Annotated in this window: 10 protein-coding genes, 1 pseudogene and 1 CRISPR repeat array; of the genes and pseudogenes, 2 read left to right on the top strand and 9 right to left on the bottom strand. The window is 66.6% G+C overall.

The window, feature by feature from the left end; genetic code table 11:
* The first annotated feature begins 446 nt into the window (after window positions 1-446).
* Window positions 447-1,790 (top strand): Cdc6/Cdc18 family protein, encoded by a 1,344-nt coding sequence (locus AC5FRZ_RS17530; protein WP_170095272.1) that lies wholly within the window; start codon window positions 447-449, stop codon window positions 1,788-1,790.
* 462 nt (window positions 1,791-2,252) lie between these two features.
* On the opposite strand, the gene AC5FRZ_RS17525 is transcribed toward AC5FRZ_RS17530, so the two are convergent.
* The 5 genes and pseudogenes from AC5FRZ_RS17525 to AC5FRZ_RS17505 all read right to left on the bottom strand — a co-directional run bounded on the left by AC5FRZ_RS17525 (window position 2,253) and on the right by AC5FRZ_RS17505 (window position 9,007).
* On the bottom strand, window positions 2,253-2,597 hold the full coding sequence (locus AC5FRZ_RS17525) for a hypothetical protein (protein WP_493565278.1): 345 nt from the start codon (window positions 2,595-2,597) through the stop codon (window positions 2,253-2,255).
* A 235-nt stretch (window positions 2,598-2,832) separates the two neighbouring features.
* Window positions 2,833-3,125: direct repeats of the CRISPR family, unit length 30 nt; unit sequence GTTTCAGACGGACCCTTGTGGGATTGAAGC.
* Window positions 3,126-3,250: 125 nt separating this feature from the next.
* A pseudogene (grpE, locus tag AC5FRZ_RS17520) lies at window positions 3,251-6,607 on the bottom strand (nucleotide exchange factor GrpE); the annotation flags it as partial.
* Window positions 6,608-6,674: 67 nt separating this feature from the next.
* Window positions 6,675-7,697 carry a threonine ammonia-lyase gene (locus AC5FRZ_RS17515; RefSeq protein WP_493565277.1) on the bottom strand — a complete coding sequence of 341 codons (1,023 nt, stop codon included), beginning with the start codon at window positions 7,695-7,697 and terminating at the stop codon, window positions 6,675-6,677.
* Window positions 7,698-7,784: 87 nt separating this feature from the next.
* On the bottom strand, window positions 7,785-8,345 hold the full coding sequence (locus AC5FRZ_RS17510) for a helix-turn-helix transcriptional regulator (RefSeq protein WP_493565276.1): 561 nt from the start codon (window positions 8,343-8,345) through the stop codon (window positions 7,785-7,787).
* Window positions 8,342-9,007, bottom strand: a complete 666-nt coding sequence (locus AC5FRZ_RS17505) for a hypothetical protein (RefSeq protein ID WP_493565275.1) — start codon at window positions 9,005-9,007, stop codon at window positions 8,342-8,344. The genes AC5FRZ_RS17510 and AC5FRZ_RS17505 overlap by 4 nt, the downstream gene beginning before the upstream one ends.
* A gap of 295 nt (window positions 9,008-9,302) precedes the next feature.
* On the opposite strand from AC5FRZ_RS17505, the gene AC5FRZ_RS17500 reads away from it, so the two are divergent.
* Window positions 9,303-10,262: a hypothetical protein gene (locus tag AC5FRZ_RS17500; protein ID WP_493565274.1), complete on the top strand. Its 960-nt coding sequence runs from the start codon at window positions 9,303-9,305 to the stop codon at window positions 10,260-10,262.
* 33 nt (window positions 10,263-10,295) lie between these two features.
* Here the strand turns inward: AC5FRZ_RS17500 and AC5FRZ_RS17495 are convergent, their stop codons facing one another.
* The 4 genes from AC5FRZ_RS17495 to AC5FRZ_RS17480 all read right to left on the bottom strand — a co-directional run bounded on the left by AC5FRZ_RS17495 (window position 10,296) and on the right by AC5FRZ_RS17480 (window position 14,736).
* Window positions 10,296-10,583, bottom strand: a complete 288-nt coding sequence (locus AC5FRZ_RS17495; RefSeq protein WP_170095278.1) for a DUF8106 domain-containing protein — start codon at window positions 10,581-10,583, stop codon at window positions 10,296-10,298.
* 167 nt (window positions 10,584-10,750) lie between these two features.
* The gene (gene sod / locus AC5FRZ_RS17490) at window positions 10,751-11,353 is read right to left on the bottom strand and encodes a superoxide dismutase [Mn] (RefSeq protein ID WP_170095279.1); all 603 of its coding nucleotides are present in this window, start codon (window positions 11,351-11,353) and stop codon (window positions 10,751-10,753) included.
* Window positions 11,354-11,426: 73 nt separating this feature from the next.
* The gene (locus tag AC5FRZ_RS17485; RefSeq protein ID WP_493565273.1) at window positions 11,427-13,784 is read right to left on the bottom strand and encodes a heavy metal translocating P-type ATPase; all 2,358 of its coding nucleotides are present in this window, start codon (window positions 13,782-13,784) and stop codon (window positions 11,427-11,429) included.
* A 208-nt stretch (window positions 13,785-13,992) separates the two neighbouring features.
* Window positions 13,993-14,736 carry a helix-turn-helix domain-containing protein gene (locus tag AC5FRZ_RS17480; protein WP_493565272.1) on the bottom strand — a complete coding sequence of 248 codons (744 nt, stop codon included), beginning with the start codon at window positions 14,734-14,736 and terminating at the stop codon, window positions 13,993-13,995.
* Between the last annotated feature and the right edge of the window lie 196 nt (window positions 14,737-14,932).

The raw sequence follows: 14,932 nt of genomic DNA, 5'->3' as shown, positions 1-14,932 counted from the left end.
GTCTGTCCTCTGCTCCGATTCACTTCGCACACGGGGTGTGGGGGCGACGGCTCTCGACTGCTGTCGTGATTCGACTTTCTACCAGTACCTTCCCCGTTCGTCTACATTTCATTTCGCACACGGGGTGTGCGGGTCTGCATGTCGTCCGAATCCGGACGCAGTCCGAGCTCGCTGGGACGACGTTCCCTCGATCTTCACAGTCGTCGTGGCTTCCGGATTGTCGTTTCATCTCGCACACGGGGCCCGTGACCTATCACGTTCGTCCCTGAACACATCCATTCCTGGACATCTGTGTATTTGAACACGACCGAATTTGACTTTGCCCACGGTACGTCCCACCACTCTCATCTCGTAGACATTAGCCACTCTCTGCAGTATATTCGCCATATTTAATCTCGCAGGCGGTTCCAAATCTTTATCTGCGAAGTGGGCCATATCACGGTATCATGGGCGACGGCGACGACCAGCAGTCACTGTCCCAATCTATCAAGGGACGGCTTCAGGAGGGCGTCCAGGACTCCGTTTTCAGGGACAAGGGTCTCCTCGATCCGGATGCCGTTATCGACGAGGACCGCATCGTCGGTCGCGACGACCAGCTCGAAGACATCATTACGTATCTCCGGCCGGCGCTGCAGGGCAACCGCCCGCCGAATATGCTGCTCTACGGCCCGTCCGGGACCGGCAAGTCCCTGATCATCAACGCTGTCTGCCAGCAGGTGCTCGAACTGGCAAACAGCCAGGACATCGACTTCGGCGTCGTCGAAATCAACTGCCAGACGCTCAAGTCACACGACCGGGCCGTCTACCAGCTCGTGGAAAACGCCGCGGCGAAAGCGGGCGTCGAGGTCGGCGTCCCACAGAGCGGGGTCTCGACGAGCCAGAAGCTCAACCGCTTCTACGATATTCTGAGCGAACACTTCGAGTCGGTCATCATCATTCTCGACGAGGTCGACCTGCTCGTCGGTCGCCAGCGGGATCCAAACGACGAACCGGCGTACTCGAAACTCCTGTATCAGCTGTCGCGGGCCTCCCAACTGGGCCGGATCGACCAGCACGTCTCGGTCGCCGCGCTCACGAACGATCCGCGCTTCATGGAGGAACTCGACGGCCGTGCCGAGAGCTCGTTCAACCCCCAGGACGTGGTGTTTTCCGACTACGACGCCAACCAACTGCAGGCGATCCTGGAACGCCGACGCGACGCGTTCCAGGAGGGAGTCCTCGAAGACGGGATCATCCCGCTCAGTGCTGCCTTCGCGGCACAGGATCACGGCGACGCGCGGAAGGCGATCGACCTGTTCCGGACGGCAGGCGAGATCGCGGATCGTGCCGGCGACGACACGGTCCACGAACAGCACGTTCGCGACGCACAGGAAGAGGCCGAACGCGACCGGACGCTGACCCAGATGCAGGGGCTCTCCTCGCAGAAGAAGCTCTCGCTGTACGCGACGGCGATCGTCCCGGTCTACTCGAATCGCACCCTCAACGCCGTCCCGAGTACGGTCGCCTACCGCGTCTATCAGTACCTCACGGACCTTCTGGACACGGACGAGAAGTCTCGGGACTCCTACCTCCGGTACATGGGCGAGGCCGAGACCTACAACTTCGTCACCTCGGAGAAGCGGGGCCGTGGCTACGGCAGCGGCGTCCACAAAGAGTACACGTTCGTCGACGACCCAGAGGTCGTCGCCGAAACGCTACGCTCGGACATCCGACTCGAAGAGGTCGAGCAGGACGAGTCACTGATCAAGTCCGTCGTCAACGCTCAGATCGAGGACTTCTTCGAGGGGTGAGGCCGCGTGACTTCTGATGCCCTCCGACCCAGCTCGCATACGCCGGACGATCTCTCTCGCTCGCACTGACAGTTTCATCTCGCACACGGGGTGGTCATCTCGCAGACGGTGTGGTGCCGATCTCGTGGCCTATCGTTTCGCAGACGGAGAGCGCCCAAGTCATTTCGCACACGGGGTGGGTGTGTACCACTCACTGGCGGCGGCGACACGCCTCCGGCGTGCACCCAGCACAGGACTCCGTTTCACTTCGCACACGGGGTCGGTCCCGCTCTCGTCGAGATTCATCTCGCACACGGGGGGTGGTGCTCCGGACACGACCCGAGAATCACTTCGCACACGGGGTGTGTCACACTCCTCATACTGCCGGCTGTCACTTCGTGACGAGCTTCGCCACCCCGGGGTGGCGAAATCGGTCACAGATGTACAGCCGGTAGTATCAGCCACTGTCGCCTCGGGCGACGACTACGCCGGATCAACGGGACCATCGTACTGCGAACGGATCTGTTCGCCGTCGCGCCACTGCCAGTAGTAGTAGCGGTTGTCGTTGATCTCCTTGACCGTGATCGTCGCCTTCGACGGGACGCCGTCGGGAGGGTTCTCGGGTCCGTCCTCCCGTTTGTGGGCTCTGTCGGCGTGCTCGCCGTCGCCGTCGTCGGCCCCATCCAGACGATCGTTCCGTTCGCGAAACGCTGCGAGCGCCTCGGCGTACTCCGCGATCTGGCGGAGACGAGTCGGCGAACACTGTTCGAGTCCGTCGCCGAGGTCATCGGGCAGGTCTGCCGGCGGCGTCGGTGGATCGTCGCTCACTTCGATCTCCCTGTTAACCAACACGGACTCCAGCACCGTCGTTCTGTTGGTTAAGACGGTCGGACCGTTCCCTCTGTCGCCGGTTTCCCGCCACGTCGACCGTTCTCGCCCGCGTACTGACCGGGGAGCACGCGTTTCCATCGACCCCCAGGGGGTTCGAGGGGTATCGAGGGTCGACGGAAACCATGAAGTGCAAACGGCAAATAGCGGTGTATACGTGGTCAAATCGGCCATGGTTTCAGACGGACCCTTGTGGGATTGAAGCACGGGCTTCCTTGAGTTCCGCCTGAAGCGTCTCGAAGTTTCAGACGGACCCTTGTGGGATTGAAGCGGTTTACAGGTTTACATCCTGACGCCGTCATGCGATTAGTTTCAGACGGACCCTTGTGGGATTGAAGCACGGTGCTCGACCAGATGGTGATCCACTCGCCCGGTTTCAGACGGACCCTTGTGGGATTGAAGCGCGAGAGCGCCCGGCCGATGCAACACGCGGCCGTCGTTTCAGACGGACCCTTGTGGGATCGAAGCTAGCCGGTATCGTCCGGCGACTTCCACAGGGCTTCCAGATCGTCCCGTAGATACCGGATCGATTCGTACCGATCCCGCTTTGCCGTCGCCAGCGCCGTGCGTACGATCTCGTCGAGTTCGGGCGGCACGTCGTCACGGCCGGCACTCGGGGCTGGTGGTGGCCCGTCGTCGCGGACGATCCGCTTGCGGACGGCGAGGCGTCCGCCGCTCACGGGGGGCTCGCCGCGTAGCATCGCGTACAGCACAGCGCCGACCTGGTAGATGTCCGTGACCGGGTCCGGTTCCCCGAAGGCCTCGGCGTCGAACTGTTCGGGCGCGGCGAAGTGCCGGGAGAACCCCTCCATCGAGTCGGTTCGGTCCCGCAGCTTTCTCGCGAGGCCCCAGTCGGCGAGCTTCGGCAGGTCCCAGCGTGACGGTGCCGTTTCGGTGAAGAGGACGTTCCCCGGCTTGACGTCCAGGTGGGCGATCCCGTACTCGTGTGCGACTTCGAGCGCGCGGCAGAGACACTGCGCGATCCACACGGCCTCTTCGACCGCCAGCCCGTCGGTGCCGTCGAGTCGATCGGCGAGATCGCCGCCGTCCATGTACTCCATGGCGATCCACGGGCGGGTGTCCCCGATGTCGACGACGCCGACGATGTACTCGTGGGAGCGCCACCGGCGGCTCTCTCGCTCGCGGTCGTCGACGGTCTGCCACGTCTGTGCCCGCTGGAGAAACGAACTGATCGCGTCGTGTGTCAGGGTTCGCTCGCCGCGAGCCGGTTCTTTCAGCGCGATCCGGGCCGGCGACTCGATCGCCGGGTGGGTCGTCTCGTACACGACCGCCTGGCCGCCGGTTCCCAGCGTCGCTCCGATCTCGAAGTCCTCGTAGCTCACCGACCGTCGCGGTGGGCTCGGGAACTGTTCGACAGCCGGGGCGCGCGCGTCTCTGATCGCCCGATCGAGTGTGGCGCTCGACCGGTCGGGATCGGTCTGGTCCGTGGCCGCTGTGACACGCTCCGCTGGAGAACCCGTGCTGACGACCACCTTCGCCTCCCGGCGCACCGCACCGTCGCGCTCGTATCCGATCTGCTGGACGGAGACGATTCGCCCCTCCGGAACGGAACTCTCGGTCGAGGCGACTACCCGATGGCGGTAGGGATCCGTTTCGGCCCCGCCGTCGGGATCGACGAGCACGAGTCCCGCCGCTTCGAGCCCGCGGTCGATCCGGTCGACCAGCGCTTCCAGGTCGTCGAACGCCAGCCCGGTCGACGTGTCTTCGCCGAGCAGTGCTCGCAGCGCGTCCTCGACGGCCGCCAGCTCGTCGACGAGTCGGTCGGATCGCTGGCTCTCGCCGTCCTCGTCATGGCTGTCTGCTCTCTCCGCGTTCGTCCCGAGGATCGACTCGACGTTCCGGGCCGTCTTTTCGAGGTTGTCGCGGAGGTCCGCCACGTCGTTGTCGATCGATCGGCGACAGTAGAGGACGCCCCGGTGGAGCTGGTTGCGCACGTCGAGGGTCTCGTCGATCAGCGTCTCCAGCTCCATCGGGGCGCTCGTCTCCGAGTTGCCGTCGGCTGCCGTCACCTCGTCCTCGTCCCGTGCGGCAACCAGTTGGGGCGCGGGCCGTTCCTGCTCGGACTGCCGTCTCGTTCCATCCTCCAGGGGTAGCACCGTCGTCGGATCGATCGTGATCGATTCACTGCCGCCGTCGTGGTCTGCCTCGACGTTGATCCACCGGTTCTCGTCGATGCTCACCGTGACCTCGATCGCCGGTGTCCCAGCCGAGGCCGGTGGCACGTCGGTCAGGACGAACTCGGCGAGCAACTCGTTCCGTGTGGCGGTTTCGTGTTCGCCCTGGAACACGCGTATCGGTACCGCCGTCTGGTCGTCCACCGTCGTGGTGAACACCACTGACTCGACGGTGGGGATGGTCTCGCCTCGCTCGACGATGCGCTCGAAATCACCGCCCTCGACCGCGATGCCCAGCGGCAGGGAGGTCACGTCCAGCAGCACCACGTCGTCGACCTCGCCCGAGAGGATGCCAGCCTGCACGGCCGTCCCGAGTGCGGTGACCTCGTCTTCGTTGACGCGTCTGGTCGTCTGCTGTCCGACCAGCGCCTCGATTCTGTTTCGGACCTGCGGGAGCCGGCTCGCGCCGCCGACGAGGAGGAGCTCGTCGACGTCGTCCGTCTCGTGTCGACTCTCATTCAGGACTGCCCTGGTCGACTTGACGACGCGCTCGACGAGGGGCTCGGTCAGTGACTCGTAGGTGTCTCGATCGAGTGTCGCGTTCAGGTCCAGCGGACCGTCGTCCGTCGTCGCGACGTAGGGAGTGTCGATCCGCGTCCGCTCGCGCGAGGCGAGCTCGATCTTCGCGGCCGCCGCTGCGTCGGCCAGCCGTCTACGGGCCTGTGGGTCCTCGCGCAGATCGATGCCGTGGTCCGCCTCGAACCGATCGGCGAGGTGGTCGACGATCGCCGCGTCCCACTCTTCGCCTCCCAGCTCGTCGTCTCCGCCGTTGGCCACGATCTCGTAGATGCCGTTCTCCACGTCCAGCAGCGAGACGCTCAGCGAGCCACCGCCGAGATCGCAGACCAGCACGGTCTGTTCTCCGTCGCTCCCGTAAGCGTATCCCATCACCGCGGCCGCCGCGTCGTCGATCGTCCGTTCGATCTCCAGCCCGGCGATCTCGCCGGCTCGCTCGATGCGTCTCCGCTGGCGAATCGACGCCACCGCGGGGACGGTGACGACCGCCTTCTCGACGGGCCGCCCGAGGGCGCTCTCGGCGTCAGAGCGAAACTTCTCGAAGAGCGATCCCGCCAGCTCCACGGTCGAGTACTCTCGCTCGCCCAGCTCGACCGTGCTGCCCTCGCCGAGGAGGACGCGCTTGACCGACGTGACGGTCCGCTCCGGTCGGGAGACCGCTCGCTTCCGGGCTGCTTTGCCCACCAGCAGATTCCCGTCGTCGTCGACGGACAGCGCGGTGGGTGTCGCACGGTCTCCCTCGCTGTTGACGACGATTTCGGGCTCGCCGTCAACCGGCACTGCACAGACGCTGTCGGTCGTCCCCAGATCGACGCCGAGTATCACGTCGTTGGTCGGACCTGCGCCGGTCCTTCCTGCCGTCTCGACCGCGATGTCGTCGAACTCACGCTGTCCCTCGATCTGGAGTGTCGCGTCGCCGGTCGCGTCCTGGATCGAGACCCGCAGGGTCCCATCGCTGTCGACGGTGAACATGACTGCTACTTCCGGCACGCCCGCGGGGGCGGGTGCGAGGCCGGAGACCGTACACTCGCCGAGCAGCTCGTTTTCCTCGACACGTTCATGCTCGCCCTGGAACACACGAATCTGGACCGTCTGCTGGTTGTCCTCGGCCGTCGTGAAGGTCTCCCTCGCCGACGCCGGTAGCGACTGCCCTCGGGAGAGCAACTGCTCGCAGTGACCGCCATCGACTTCGATGCCGACGCCTGCGGCCAGCGTCGCTCCTGGCTGTGTCCCTCCCATTCCGTTGTCTGCTTTCTCTGGCTCCTCTGAGATAGGTATTGGGGAGTGTCCCCGCGAGCCCGGCCGATCAGGGCGCGCCGTCGAGGATGTCGGTCAGCTTTTCGGGCTCGATGTTCCGGCCCGAGATCGGGAACACGACCGTCGATCCCGCGAGTTCGTCCGCGCGCTGTCTCATCGCCGCCAGGCTCGTCGCACAGGCACCCTCGATGGGCACCCCCTCGTTTACGAACAGATCGCGAACGCCTCGCCGGAGGGCCGCCTCGCTCACGAGTCGGAACTCGTCGAGTCGCTCGCGGAGGACCGTCGTCGTCAGCGCGAAGGGGACGCGCGTCGCGACACCCTCGGCGAACGTCTCCATCCGATCGTGGGGTTCGAGCGTGTCCTCGGCCCAGGCGCGGTGCATCGCCGGTGCCGCCTCCGACTGGGCTCCGATCACGGTGGCGTCCGTGAGCGCGCCCACCGTCAGACAGTAGCCGGCGGCGCTGGATCCGCCACCGACGGGACAAAACAGGTAGTCGAGATCCGGCAGCGTCTCGACGATTTCGAGGCCGGCAGTCCCGACCCCGGCGACGAGACTCGGCTCGTTCGCGGAGTGGACGTATCGATAGCCCGCCTGCGCGGCCAGGGACACGGCGTGCTCGCGGGCCTCGTCGAAGTCAGCGCCGTGGAACTGTACGTCGGCACCGAGCCGTTCCATCGCGGCCACCTTCGCGGCGTTGGCCGCTTCGGGCACCACGATCGTCACCGGCACGTCGAACGCACGGCCGGCGTAGGCGACCGACTGCCCGTGGTTGCCGGTGCTCGCGGCGATCAGGCCCGACTCGCGGAACTCCTCGTCGAGGCGCGACGCGAGGGTGACGCCACCGCGGACCTTGAACGCCCCCGTCGGCAGGGTGTCCTCGCGTTTCAGGTACACGTCGGCGTCGAACTCGGCCGAGAGGGACTCGCTCCGGACGAGCGGCGTTCGCGGGAGGTGGTCGTCGACGACGGGACGGGCCTCGTACACGTCGGCGGTCGCTGGTGGGGTGGGATCGTGATACGGGAACACGGTCGTCGCATCGGGGGAGGGAACAGGGCTGTACTCGCTCACGGGGGCCTGTTACAGGCGCTCGGAATTAACCTTTCACATCGTCTGGCCGACGGTCTCGGCCCCGCCGCCAGTGCGGTCGACGGCCGATCAGGTGAGGACGACGACGTTCCCCATCCCGCGGCGCTTGCGCTCGATGAGGTCCCGCGCTTCGAGGTTGTCCAGCGCTCGGCTGACGGTCGCTTTCGACACGTCCGTCTGCTCGACGATCTCGCTCTGTGGGAGCACGCCGTCGGCGTCGAGTACGGCCTCGTAGACGATCCGCTCGTTGTTCGCGAGCCGGTCTGCCACTTCTTCCCACTCGCTGCGCCGGGCCGCCAGCAGTTCCGACGGCGCTGTCTGCTCGCCGTCGCCGTCGGTTGGGCTGTCCGGCTCTGGGACCGGTCGGTCCGCTGGCGACGCAGGCTCGCCGTCGACGAGGAGGACGGTCGCACTCGCGCCAGCGGCGAACGCCGCGATCGTGAGTGCGATCGCGCCGCCGGGGCGAAGCGACGGACCCAGCGTCCCGGCCCGCACGGTGGCGTCTCCCATCGCGACCGTGATCGACGGCGGCGTGACGAGACGGACGGTCAGCGCGACCGTCACGGCCGTCGCGACGACGAAGGTCCCGGCGGCGACGACCGTTCGTCGGTCGCGGTTCTCGCTGCTCATCGTCCACGAGGGGACCCGCTGGCCCCCTCTCTGAGTCGGACGAACGCGTCGACCGTCTCGTTTTCCAGATCGACGACGACGCTGTACCGCGTCGCTCGTTCGACCGGATCGACGACCACCAGCGCCCGCCGGTCGCTCATTCGCCGTTCGGTTCGCTCGACGACGACGCCGTCCGCTCGCTCTCGCAGGGTGAACGCGGAGTCGTTGGCCGGCGCGAGCTGCGTCCAGGCCGTCTCCGGGTCTGCTCCCGCCACTGCGGCGGTGTCGCTTCGGACGGACTCGGGGATCGGTCGGATCGTGTACACCGCGCCGTCCGGCGTGGACTCGTCGGCGAACGCCCCCGTCGTCGTCACGATCTCTTTGGCACGCTCTCGGGTCGCGAGCGGGAGCTCGACCGGCTCGCGCGGCGTCGTCGTCACGACGAGGGAACTCCCGCGACCGGCGATCTCGACCCGCTCGACGGTACGCAGATCGGCGACCACCGTCCGGTCGCGCTCGCCGCTCGTTTCGACGAGCTGTCCGTCGTTGATCGCGAACTCGTGTTCTACGGGTGGCGTGACCGCCGCAGTGACGCCGGTCACGGTCGCGAACAGCGCGATACTGCCGCCGAGGACGCCGAGTGCGAGGACCAACACCACTCGGGACCGCACGACCGTCTTCATGTCTTCCGAGACCGAACGTCCTCCCAAGAAGGTGCTGGTTTCCACCGGTTCGAAACGCCTGAAACGGGACTGAAACGCGTTTCACGCCTGTTTCACGGCCGTTTCCAACGGACGCTTACAAGCCCTTTCTGTCAACCCACGGGTGGCGCGATCGGGTCAGTCCCCTGCCGGCGGCCCCGAGACGAACCCCGTCACACGTTCCCCCTCCACGAGCCGCTCTCGGCCGCTCGCGGGCTGGTCTGATCGCCACACGAACACATGACACGATCCAGTCCCCGCCAACGGAGTGGTACAGATGCGACGTGAGTACCGGCTTGCAGCCTACGCGCTGGCCGTTTCGGCGCTCCTCCTGGCCGCCAGTGGCGCGGTCGTCGTCGCCGACGGCAGCGTGGCCGACCCGGCAGACGAGTCGCCAGAACCGACGAACGACACCGTCACCTCGTCCGGCACCGACGCCGACACGGAGACCGTCGACGTATCGGTCACCAACACCAGCGCAACGACGTTCACGGTCAGTGAGGCCGGCCGAACGTGCAGCGGCGCGCTCCGGGTCGACGCTCCGAACCGGACCCGGACCGACGTGCGCGTCGACGGCGTCACCGTCACGCTGATCGAGGCACACGGCGGCGAGGCCTTCGACGAGATCGACCGCCAGCGATTCGCGGCGCTGGTCTGGGACGAGTTCTCGACCAGCGCCGGACTCGGCGAGTCCGAGCACGTCGAACTCCGGGTCAACCAGTACTACGAGAGCGTCGACCGCGAGGAGCCGACCGACACCGTCGGCGTCCGCGCCAGCCCCGCCGACGGCTGTCTCCCGAGCGTCGCGGGGACGGTCTCGCTCGACAACGAGTCGGTCGACGTGCGCTCCGCACAGCCGGCACTCGACGATCTCGACCTGACGATCACGGACACGATCGGCGTCCTCGACGACGAGGAACGGACGCTGGTCGAGCGACTCGTCGAGAACGACTCACAGGCCAGCTACACCGTCCAGCAGCGGTTCGACGATCCCAGCGCGCTGGCGGCGACCGTCGTCGAAGCGACCAACGACGGCGAGGTCGCACTCGAACTCACGGCGTCGTCGGACAGTCCGACCGTCGTGGTCCGGATCGATCTCGAAACCGAGAGCGTCGTCACCGCCTACACGAAGCTCTCGATCGAGAGCGTCGACGAGACCGATACCGTCGTCGTCGACGGCAACGAGACGGTGACCTTCGAGACGAACGGTACCGCGTCGTCGGCCAGCGGCGACTGACTCTCACACGCCGACGCCCTCTCCGTCGTAGCGCTACGCGGTCGTCTCGGCCCAGAACCGCCGACAGAGTCGTAGCTGGTCGACGACGCCCCGGACGGAGCGGCCCCACATCGCGACGACCGGCGCGGCGGTCTCTCCGTCATCGTATCTGGGCTGTGTGAGAACGCTGGTCCGACACTCGGGGCAGCGATAGCGGGTCCGGCGGGCCGTCTCGGAGACGTTCCACTCCCCGGTCGCCGGACTCCGGTGGTCACACTCCGGGCAGTACAGCGTCGATTTCAGTGGCGTGTCCTCGCCGGTGGCTGATCGCCGTCGCCTCATCAGGAACACACAGTGGTCCGAGGGGTAAACCGTCTCCCATTGTCTGCATCTCTGGTACAGGAATCGGCGGGAGAGTGGTAACAAACCGAGAGTCGGGAGGGTCGAACGGCACTCAGACCGTCAGCGCCCCAGCGCCGACGTGATGCCTCACAGTCGCCTCAATTGCGCTATTCGAACTGTTCGACGACCTGCTCGTAGCGCTGGCTGGGTTCTTCCCAGTCGACGACCTCGAAGAAGTTGTCGACGAACTCGCCGCGGGCCGGCCCGTAGTCGTGGTAGTAGGAGTGTTCCCACACGTCCAGCGCGAGGATGGGGTGGCTCCCCCAGAGTGCGCCCTGGTCGTGCTTGTCGACGACGACGTTCCGGAGCTGGTTGCTGAACGAGTCGTACACCAGCAGCGCCCAGCCACCGGCGGCCGAGGCGGCGGCCTCGAACTCGCCTTTCCAGGCCTCGTAGGAGCCGAAGTCCTCCTCGATCCGGTCGGCCAGCGCGCCCGACGGCTCGTCGCCGCCAGTCGGGCTCATGGACTGCCAGAACAGGTCGTGGAGGACGTGACCGGAGCCGTTGTGCGTGACGTTCCGGAGTGCGCCCGACGAGGAGGAGAAGTCGCCCGCCTCGCGGTTCGCTTCGAGCGTCTCCTCGGCGGCGTTCCAGCCGTTGACGTAGCCCTGATGGTGGGTGTCGTGGTGCCAGGTCAGCACCTGTTCGCTGATGTGTGGTTCGAGTGCGTCGTAGTCGTACGGCAGCGGCGGCAGTTCGTGTTCGCTCATCGTGCGTCCATCGGTACGCGCGAAAGCGACTTCAACGTTCTCTGAACGAGATTTTTGTAGCCGTACTGACCGCTCAGCCGTCGAAGAACCGACCCGGGTCGATCCGGGACAGTCGCATCGCGTTCCCGGTCACGCCGAGGCTCATCCCCATGTCACCGACGACGACCGCCAGCGCGACGCTGACCAGTCCCAGGGGCACCCCGAGTGCCAGCACCGCCTTCACGCCCAGACTCGCCCAGATGTTCTGTCGGATGACGCTGTTTGCTTCGTTTGACAGCGCATACAGATACGGGAGCTTCCCGATGTCGTCGCCCATCAGCGCGATGTCGGCCGTTTCGAGAGCGGTGTCGGTCCCCGCAGCCCCCATCGCAACCGCGACGTCGGCGATCGCCAGCGCGGGCGCGTCGTTGATCCCGTCACCGACCATGGCCACCTCGCCGTGACTGGCCTGTAAGGACTCGACGGCGTCGACCTTCTCGTCGGGCAGCAGCTCGGCGCGGTACTCGTCGACCCCGACGCGCTCGGCGATCGCGCGGGCGGTCCCCTCGTTGTCGCCGGTGAGCATCACGACGTGTTCGACGCCGAGTTCGTGTAGCCGCTCGACCGCTCGTGAGGCCGCCGGGCGAACCTCGTCGGCGATGGCGACGACGCCGAGCAGTTCGGTGGCCGTACCGACGAGCACGACCGTCTTGCCCTCCGCTTCGAACTGCGAGAGCGTGCCGGCTTCGAGGTCGGCACAGTCGTCCCGGTCACACTCCTCGTCGGTCGCCTCGACGACGGTGCCGCCGTCGGGCCGAGCGTGGGCGTGTGACAGATCGAAGCCCAGTTCCTCGAACAGCGCGGGCTTGCCGGCGTAGTACGTCTCGCCGTCGCTCTCCGCGCGGAGCCCCTTCCCGGTGAGGCTCTCGAACGCCTCGACGGCGGGCAGCTCGCCGACCGCCGATTCTCTGGCGCGCTCGCGGATCGCCTCGGCGATGGGGTGCTCGCTGCGCTGTTCGAGGGCGGCGGCGTACCGGAGCAGTTCCGTCTCGCTCGCCTCGCCGAGGGGAACCACGTCGGTGACGGCGAGTTCGCCCTTCGTGAGCGTCCCGGTCTTGTCGAGGGCGACGGCGTCGACGCTGCCCATCGCTTCGAGGTGGTTGCCGCCCTTGATGAGGACGCCGTTCTTGGCGGCGCTCGTGATCCCCGAGACGACGGAGACGGGCGTCGAGATGACGAACGCACACGGGCACGCGATGACCAGCAGCGTCAGCCCGCGGACGAACCAGGTCTGCCAGCTCCCGACGAACGTGTGGCTGAGCCCGGCGACACTGACGGTCGCGCCGCCCTCGACGAGCAACGGCGGGAGCACGGCCGTCAGGATCGCCAGCACGACGACCGTCGGCGTGTAGTAGCCGGCAAAGCGGTCGACGAACTGCTCTTTCTCGGTCTTTTTCTCCTGTGCGCCCTGGACCATCTCGATGATCTGTGAGAGCGTCGACTCCGAGGCCGACGACGTGGCCTCGAACTCGAAGTACCCCTCCGCGTTGATGCTGCCGGCGTACACCTCGTCGCCGACGTTCTTGTCGACGGGGACGCTCTCGCCGGTGATCGGCGATTCGTCGACCGCGCTGGTGCCCTCGACGATCGTGCCGTCGAGTGGGATCTTCTCACCCGGGCGGACGACGACCGTCTCGCCGACGGCCACGTCCTCGGCGGGCACGGTCTCCTCGTCTCCGTTCCGACGGACGGTCGCCTCGTCGGGGGACAGCTCCATCAGTTCACGCAGCGAGTCCCGTGCCCGATCCATCGCGTAGTCTTCGAGGAGCTCTGCGATGCTGAACAGGACCGCGAGCGTCGCAGCCTCCACGAAGTAGCCGATCCCCGTCGCGGCGATGATCGCCGTCCCCATCAGGAGGTCGATGTCGAGGCTCCTGTTTTTCGCCGAGTAGTAGCCTCCGCGGACGACCGGGTAGCCACTGACGACGATCGCGACGAGGAACAGCCCGTCGGCGAGATGGAGCGGGAACTCGAAGACGCTCCCGAGAGCGACGTTCTGGCCCCCGAGGACGAACTCGAAGAGGAGGCCCAGCGTCACGAACGCGGCCCCGATCCACGTCTTGATGGCCCGCGAACTCCGCCAGATCTCTGCCGGCGGAGCGACCTCGATTCCCTCGCCGGAGGAGTCGCCCGGCTCTCCGCTGACCTCGTAGCCGGCGCTCTCGATGGCTCCGACGACTTCGGCCTCGCTCGTCGCGCCCGTGTCGATGCTCACGATCGCCGTTCCGGTCGTCGGCTGGAGAGTCGTCTCACGCACGCCGTCGAGGCGCTGGAGGCTCTTGTCGACCTTCTGTGCACACGACGGACAGTCCATCTCGGGGACGGTCACCCGGACGGTCGTCTCACCGGGGTCCTGTCCACCGTCTCCCGCCGTCTTCGATTTGCTCGTCATTACGTACTCGTTCGGGCCACAGTTCGATAAGCCCTTGTTGGAATATTCCAACTACGCCGCCGGCCGCGCTCGTTCGCCGGCTCACACGGGGGTGACGCCCGTCGTCGAAGGCTGACAGCCCGCAATCACATACTGCGAGCTGTCAGCGTTTCTCGCCGGCCGTCACACGGGGGTGACGCCCGCCGTCGCAGGCTGACAGCCCGCAGTATCAGTCGTAGCTCGCCAGCTCACCCATCAGCTGCTCGTCGGCCACGTACTGCTTTGCCAGTCGCTCTTCGGCCCGTCGCAGCCGGTAGGTGAGCGTCGACCGCGGCACGTCCAGGTGGGTGGCGAGTTCGCCCACGTCGACCTCGCGTGGCGATTCGTAGTAGCCGTGTTCGACGGCGGCCCGGAGCGCGGCCTCCTGTTCGGCCGAGAGCGACCCCGAACCGCTCGTCTTACCCTCCGTCGACGTCTCTGCCGTCCGGAGCATCTCCGTCCGAGCACAGTCTCCGACCGCCGCTTCGAGCGCGTCGAAAAAGGTCGTGACGTCACCCGCTCCCGAGTGTATGATCCGCCAGGTGTAGTGGCGACTCTCGTGTCGCGTCTCGAAGAGGACGCCGTTGCCGAGGTGGTCGCGCGCGATGTGGGGCACGGAGTCACAGTCCGGCGTCCGCTCCCAGTTCGAGTAGAACACGAGCGTGTCGTCGTCGTGATCGAGCACCTGCGTCGTCTGGGTCGCGCCACAGTGGTCGGTCGCCAGACAGTCCGCGTAGTAGTCCGCGTCCAGAAAGGCGTCTTCGAGGGCGCTCAGCGCCTCGGGCGATCCGGTGGCGTGGTCGACTCGCCAGAGCCGATCCGCGGTCGCGTGCAGCGAGAGCGATCGAATCCGGGCCCCGGGGTGGTCGGCGAGCGTGTCGGCCACCCTGTTGCAGCCGGGTTCGTACTCCAGAGCGAAGACGAGTTCGCGCATACCCTCGCTACGGGTCCCCGTGACTTGACGGCTTCTCTGGGTCGCCCCTCTCGGCGACGCCGCCGGAGACCGGGCGATTCGCCAATGCCGAACCGCTTCGGCACAGGTGTCTTTCCCTCACTTCGGGAACTAACACGGGATGACCGTCGCGATCGACCTGCGAGATCGGCCGCTCGACCGGCTCCGTCGACGCCGT

This window comes from Halomicrobium sp. HArcht1-1 (assembly GCF_058933285.1).
The sequence above is the reverse complement of the archived record's forward strand: the minus strand, read 5'-3'. Positions and strand labels throughout refer to the sequence as shown.

Excerpts from the sequence above, each read along its gene's own strand:
- AC5FRZ_RS17530 (WP_170095272.1), top strand. The coding sequence starts at position 447 with ATGGGCGACGGCGACGACCAGCAGTCACTGTCCCAATCTATCAAGGGA.
- AC5FRZ_RS17510 (WP_493565276.1), bottom strand. The coding sequence starts at position 8,345 with ATGAGCAGCGAGAACCGCGACCGACGAACGGTCGTCGCCGCCGGGACC.
- AC5FRZ_RS17505 (WP_493565275.1), bottom strand. The coding sequence starts at position 9,007 with ATGAAGACGGTCGTGCGGTCCCGAGTGGTGTTGGTCCTCGCACTCGGC.
- AC5FRZ_RS17500 (WP_493565274.1), top strand. The coding sequence starts at position 9,303 with ATGCGACGTGAGTACCGGCTTGCAGCCTACGCGCTGGCCGTTTCGGCG.
- AC5FRZ_RS17495 (WP_170095278.1), bottom strand. The coding sequence starts at position 10,583 with ATGAGGCGACGGCGATCAGCCACCGGCGAGGACACGCCACTGAAATCG.
- sod (WP_170095279.1), bottom strand. The coding sequence starts at position 11,353 with ATGAGCGAACACGAACTGCCGCCGCTGCCGTACGACTACGACGCACTC.
- AC5FRZ_RS17485 (WP_493565273.1), bottom strand. The coding sequence starts at position 13,784 with ATGACGAGCAAATCGAAGACGGCGGGAGACGGTGGACAGGACCCCGGT.
- AC5FRZ_RS17480 (WP_493565272.1), bottom strand. The coding sequence starts at position 14,736 with ATGCGCGAACTCGTCTTCGCTCTGGAGTACGAACCCGGCTGCAACAGG.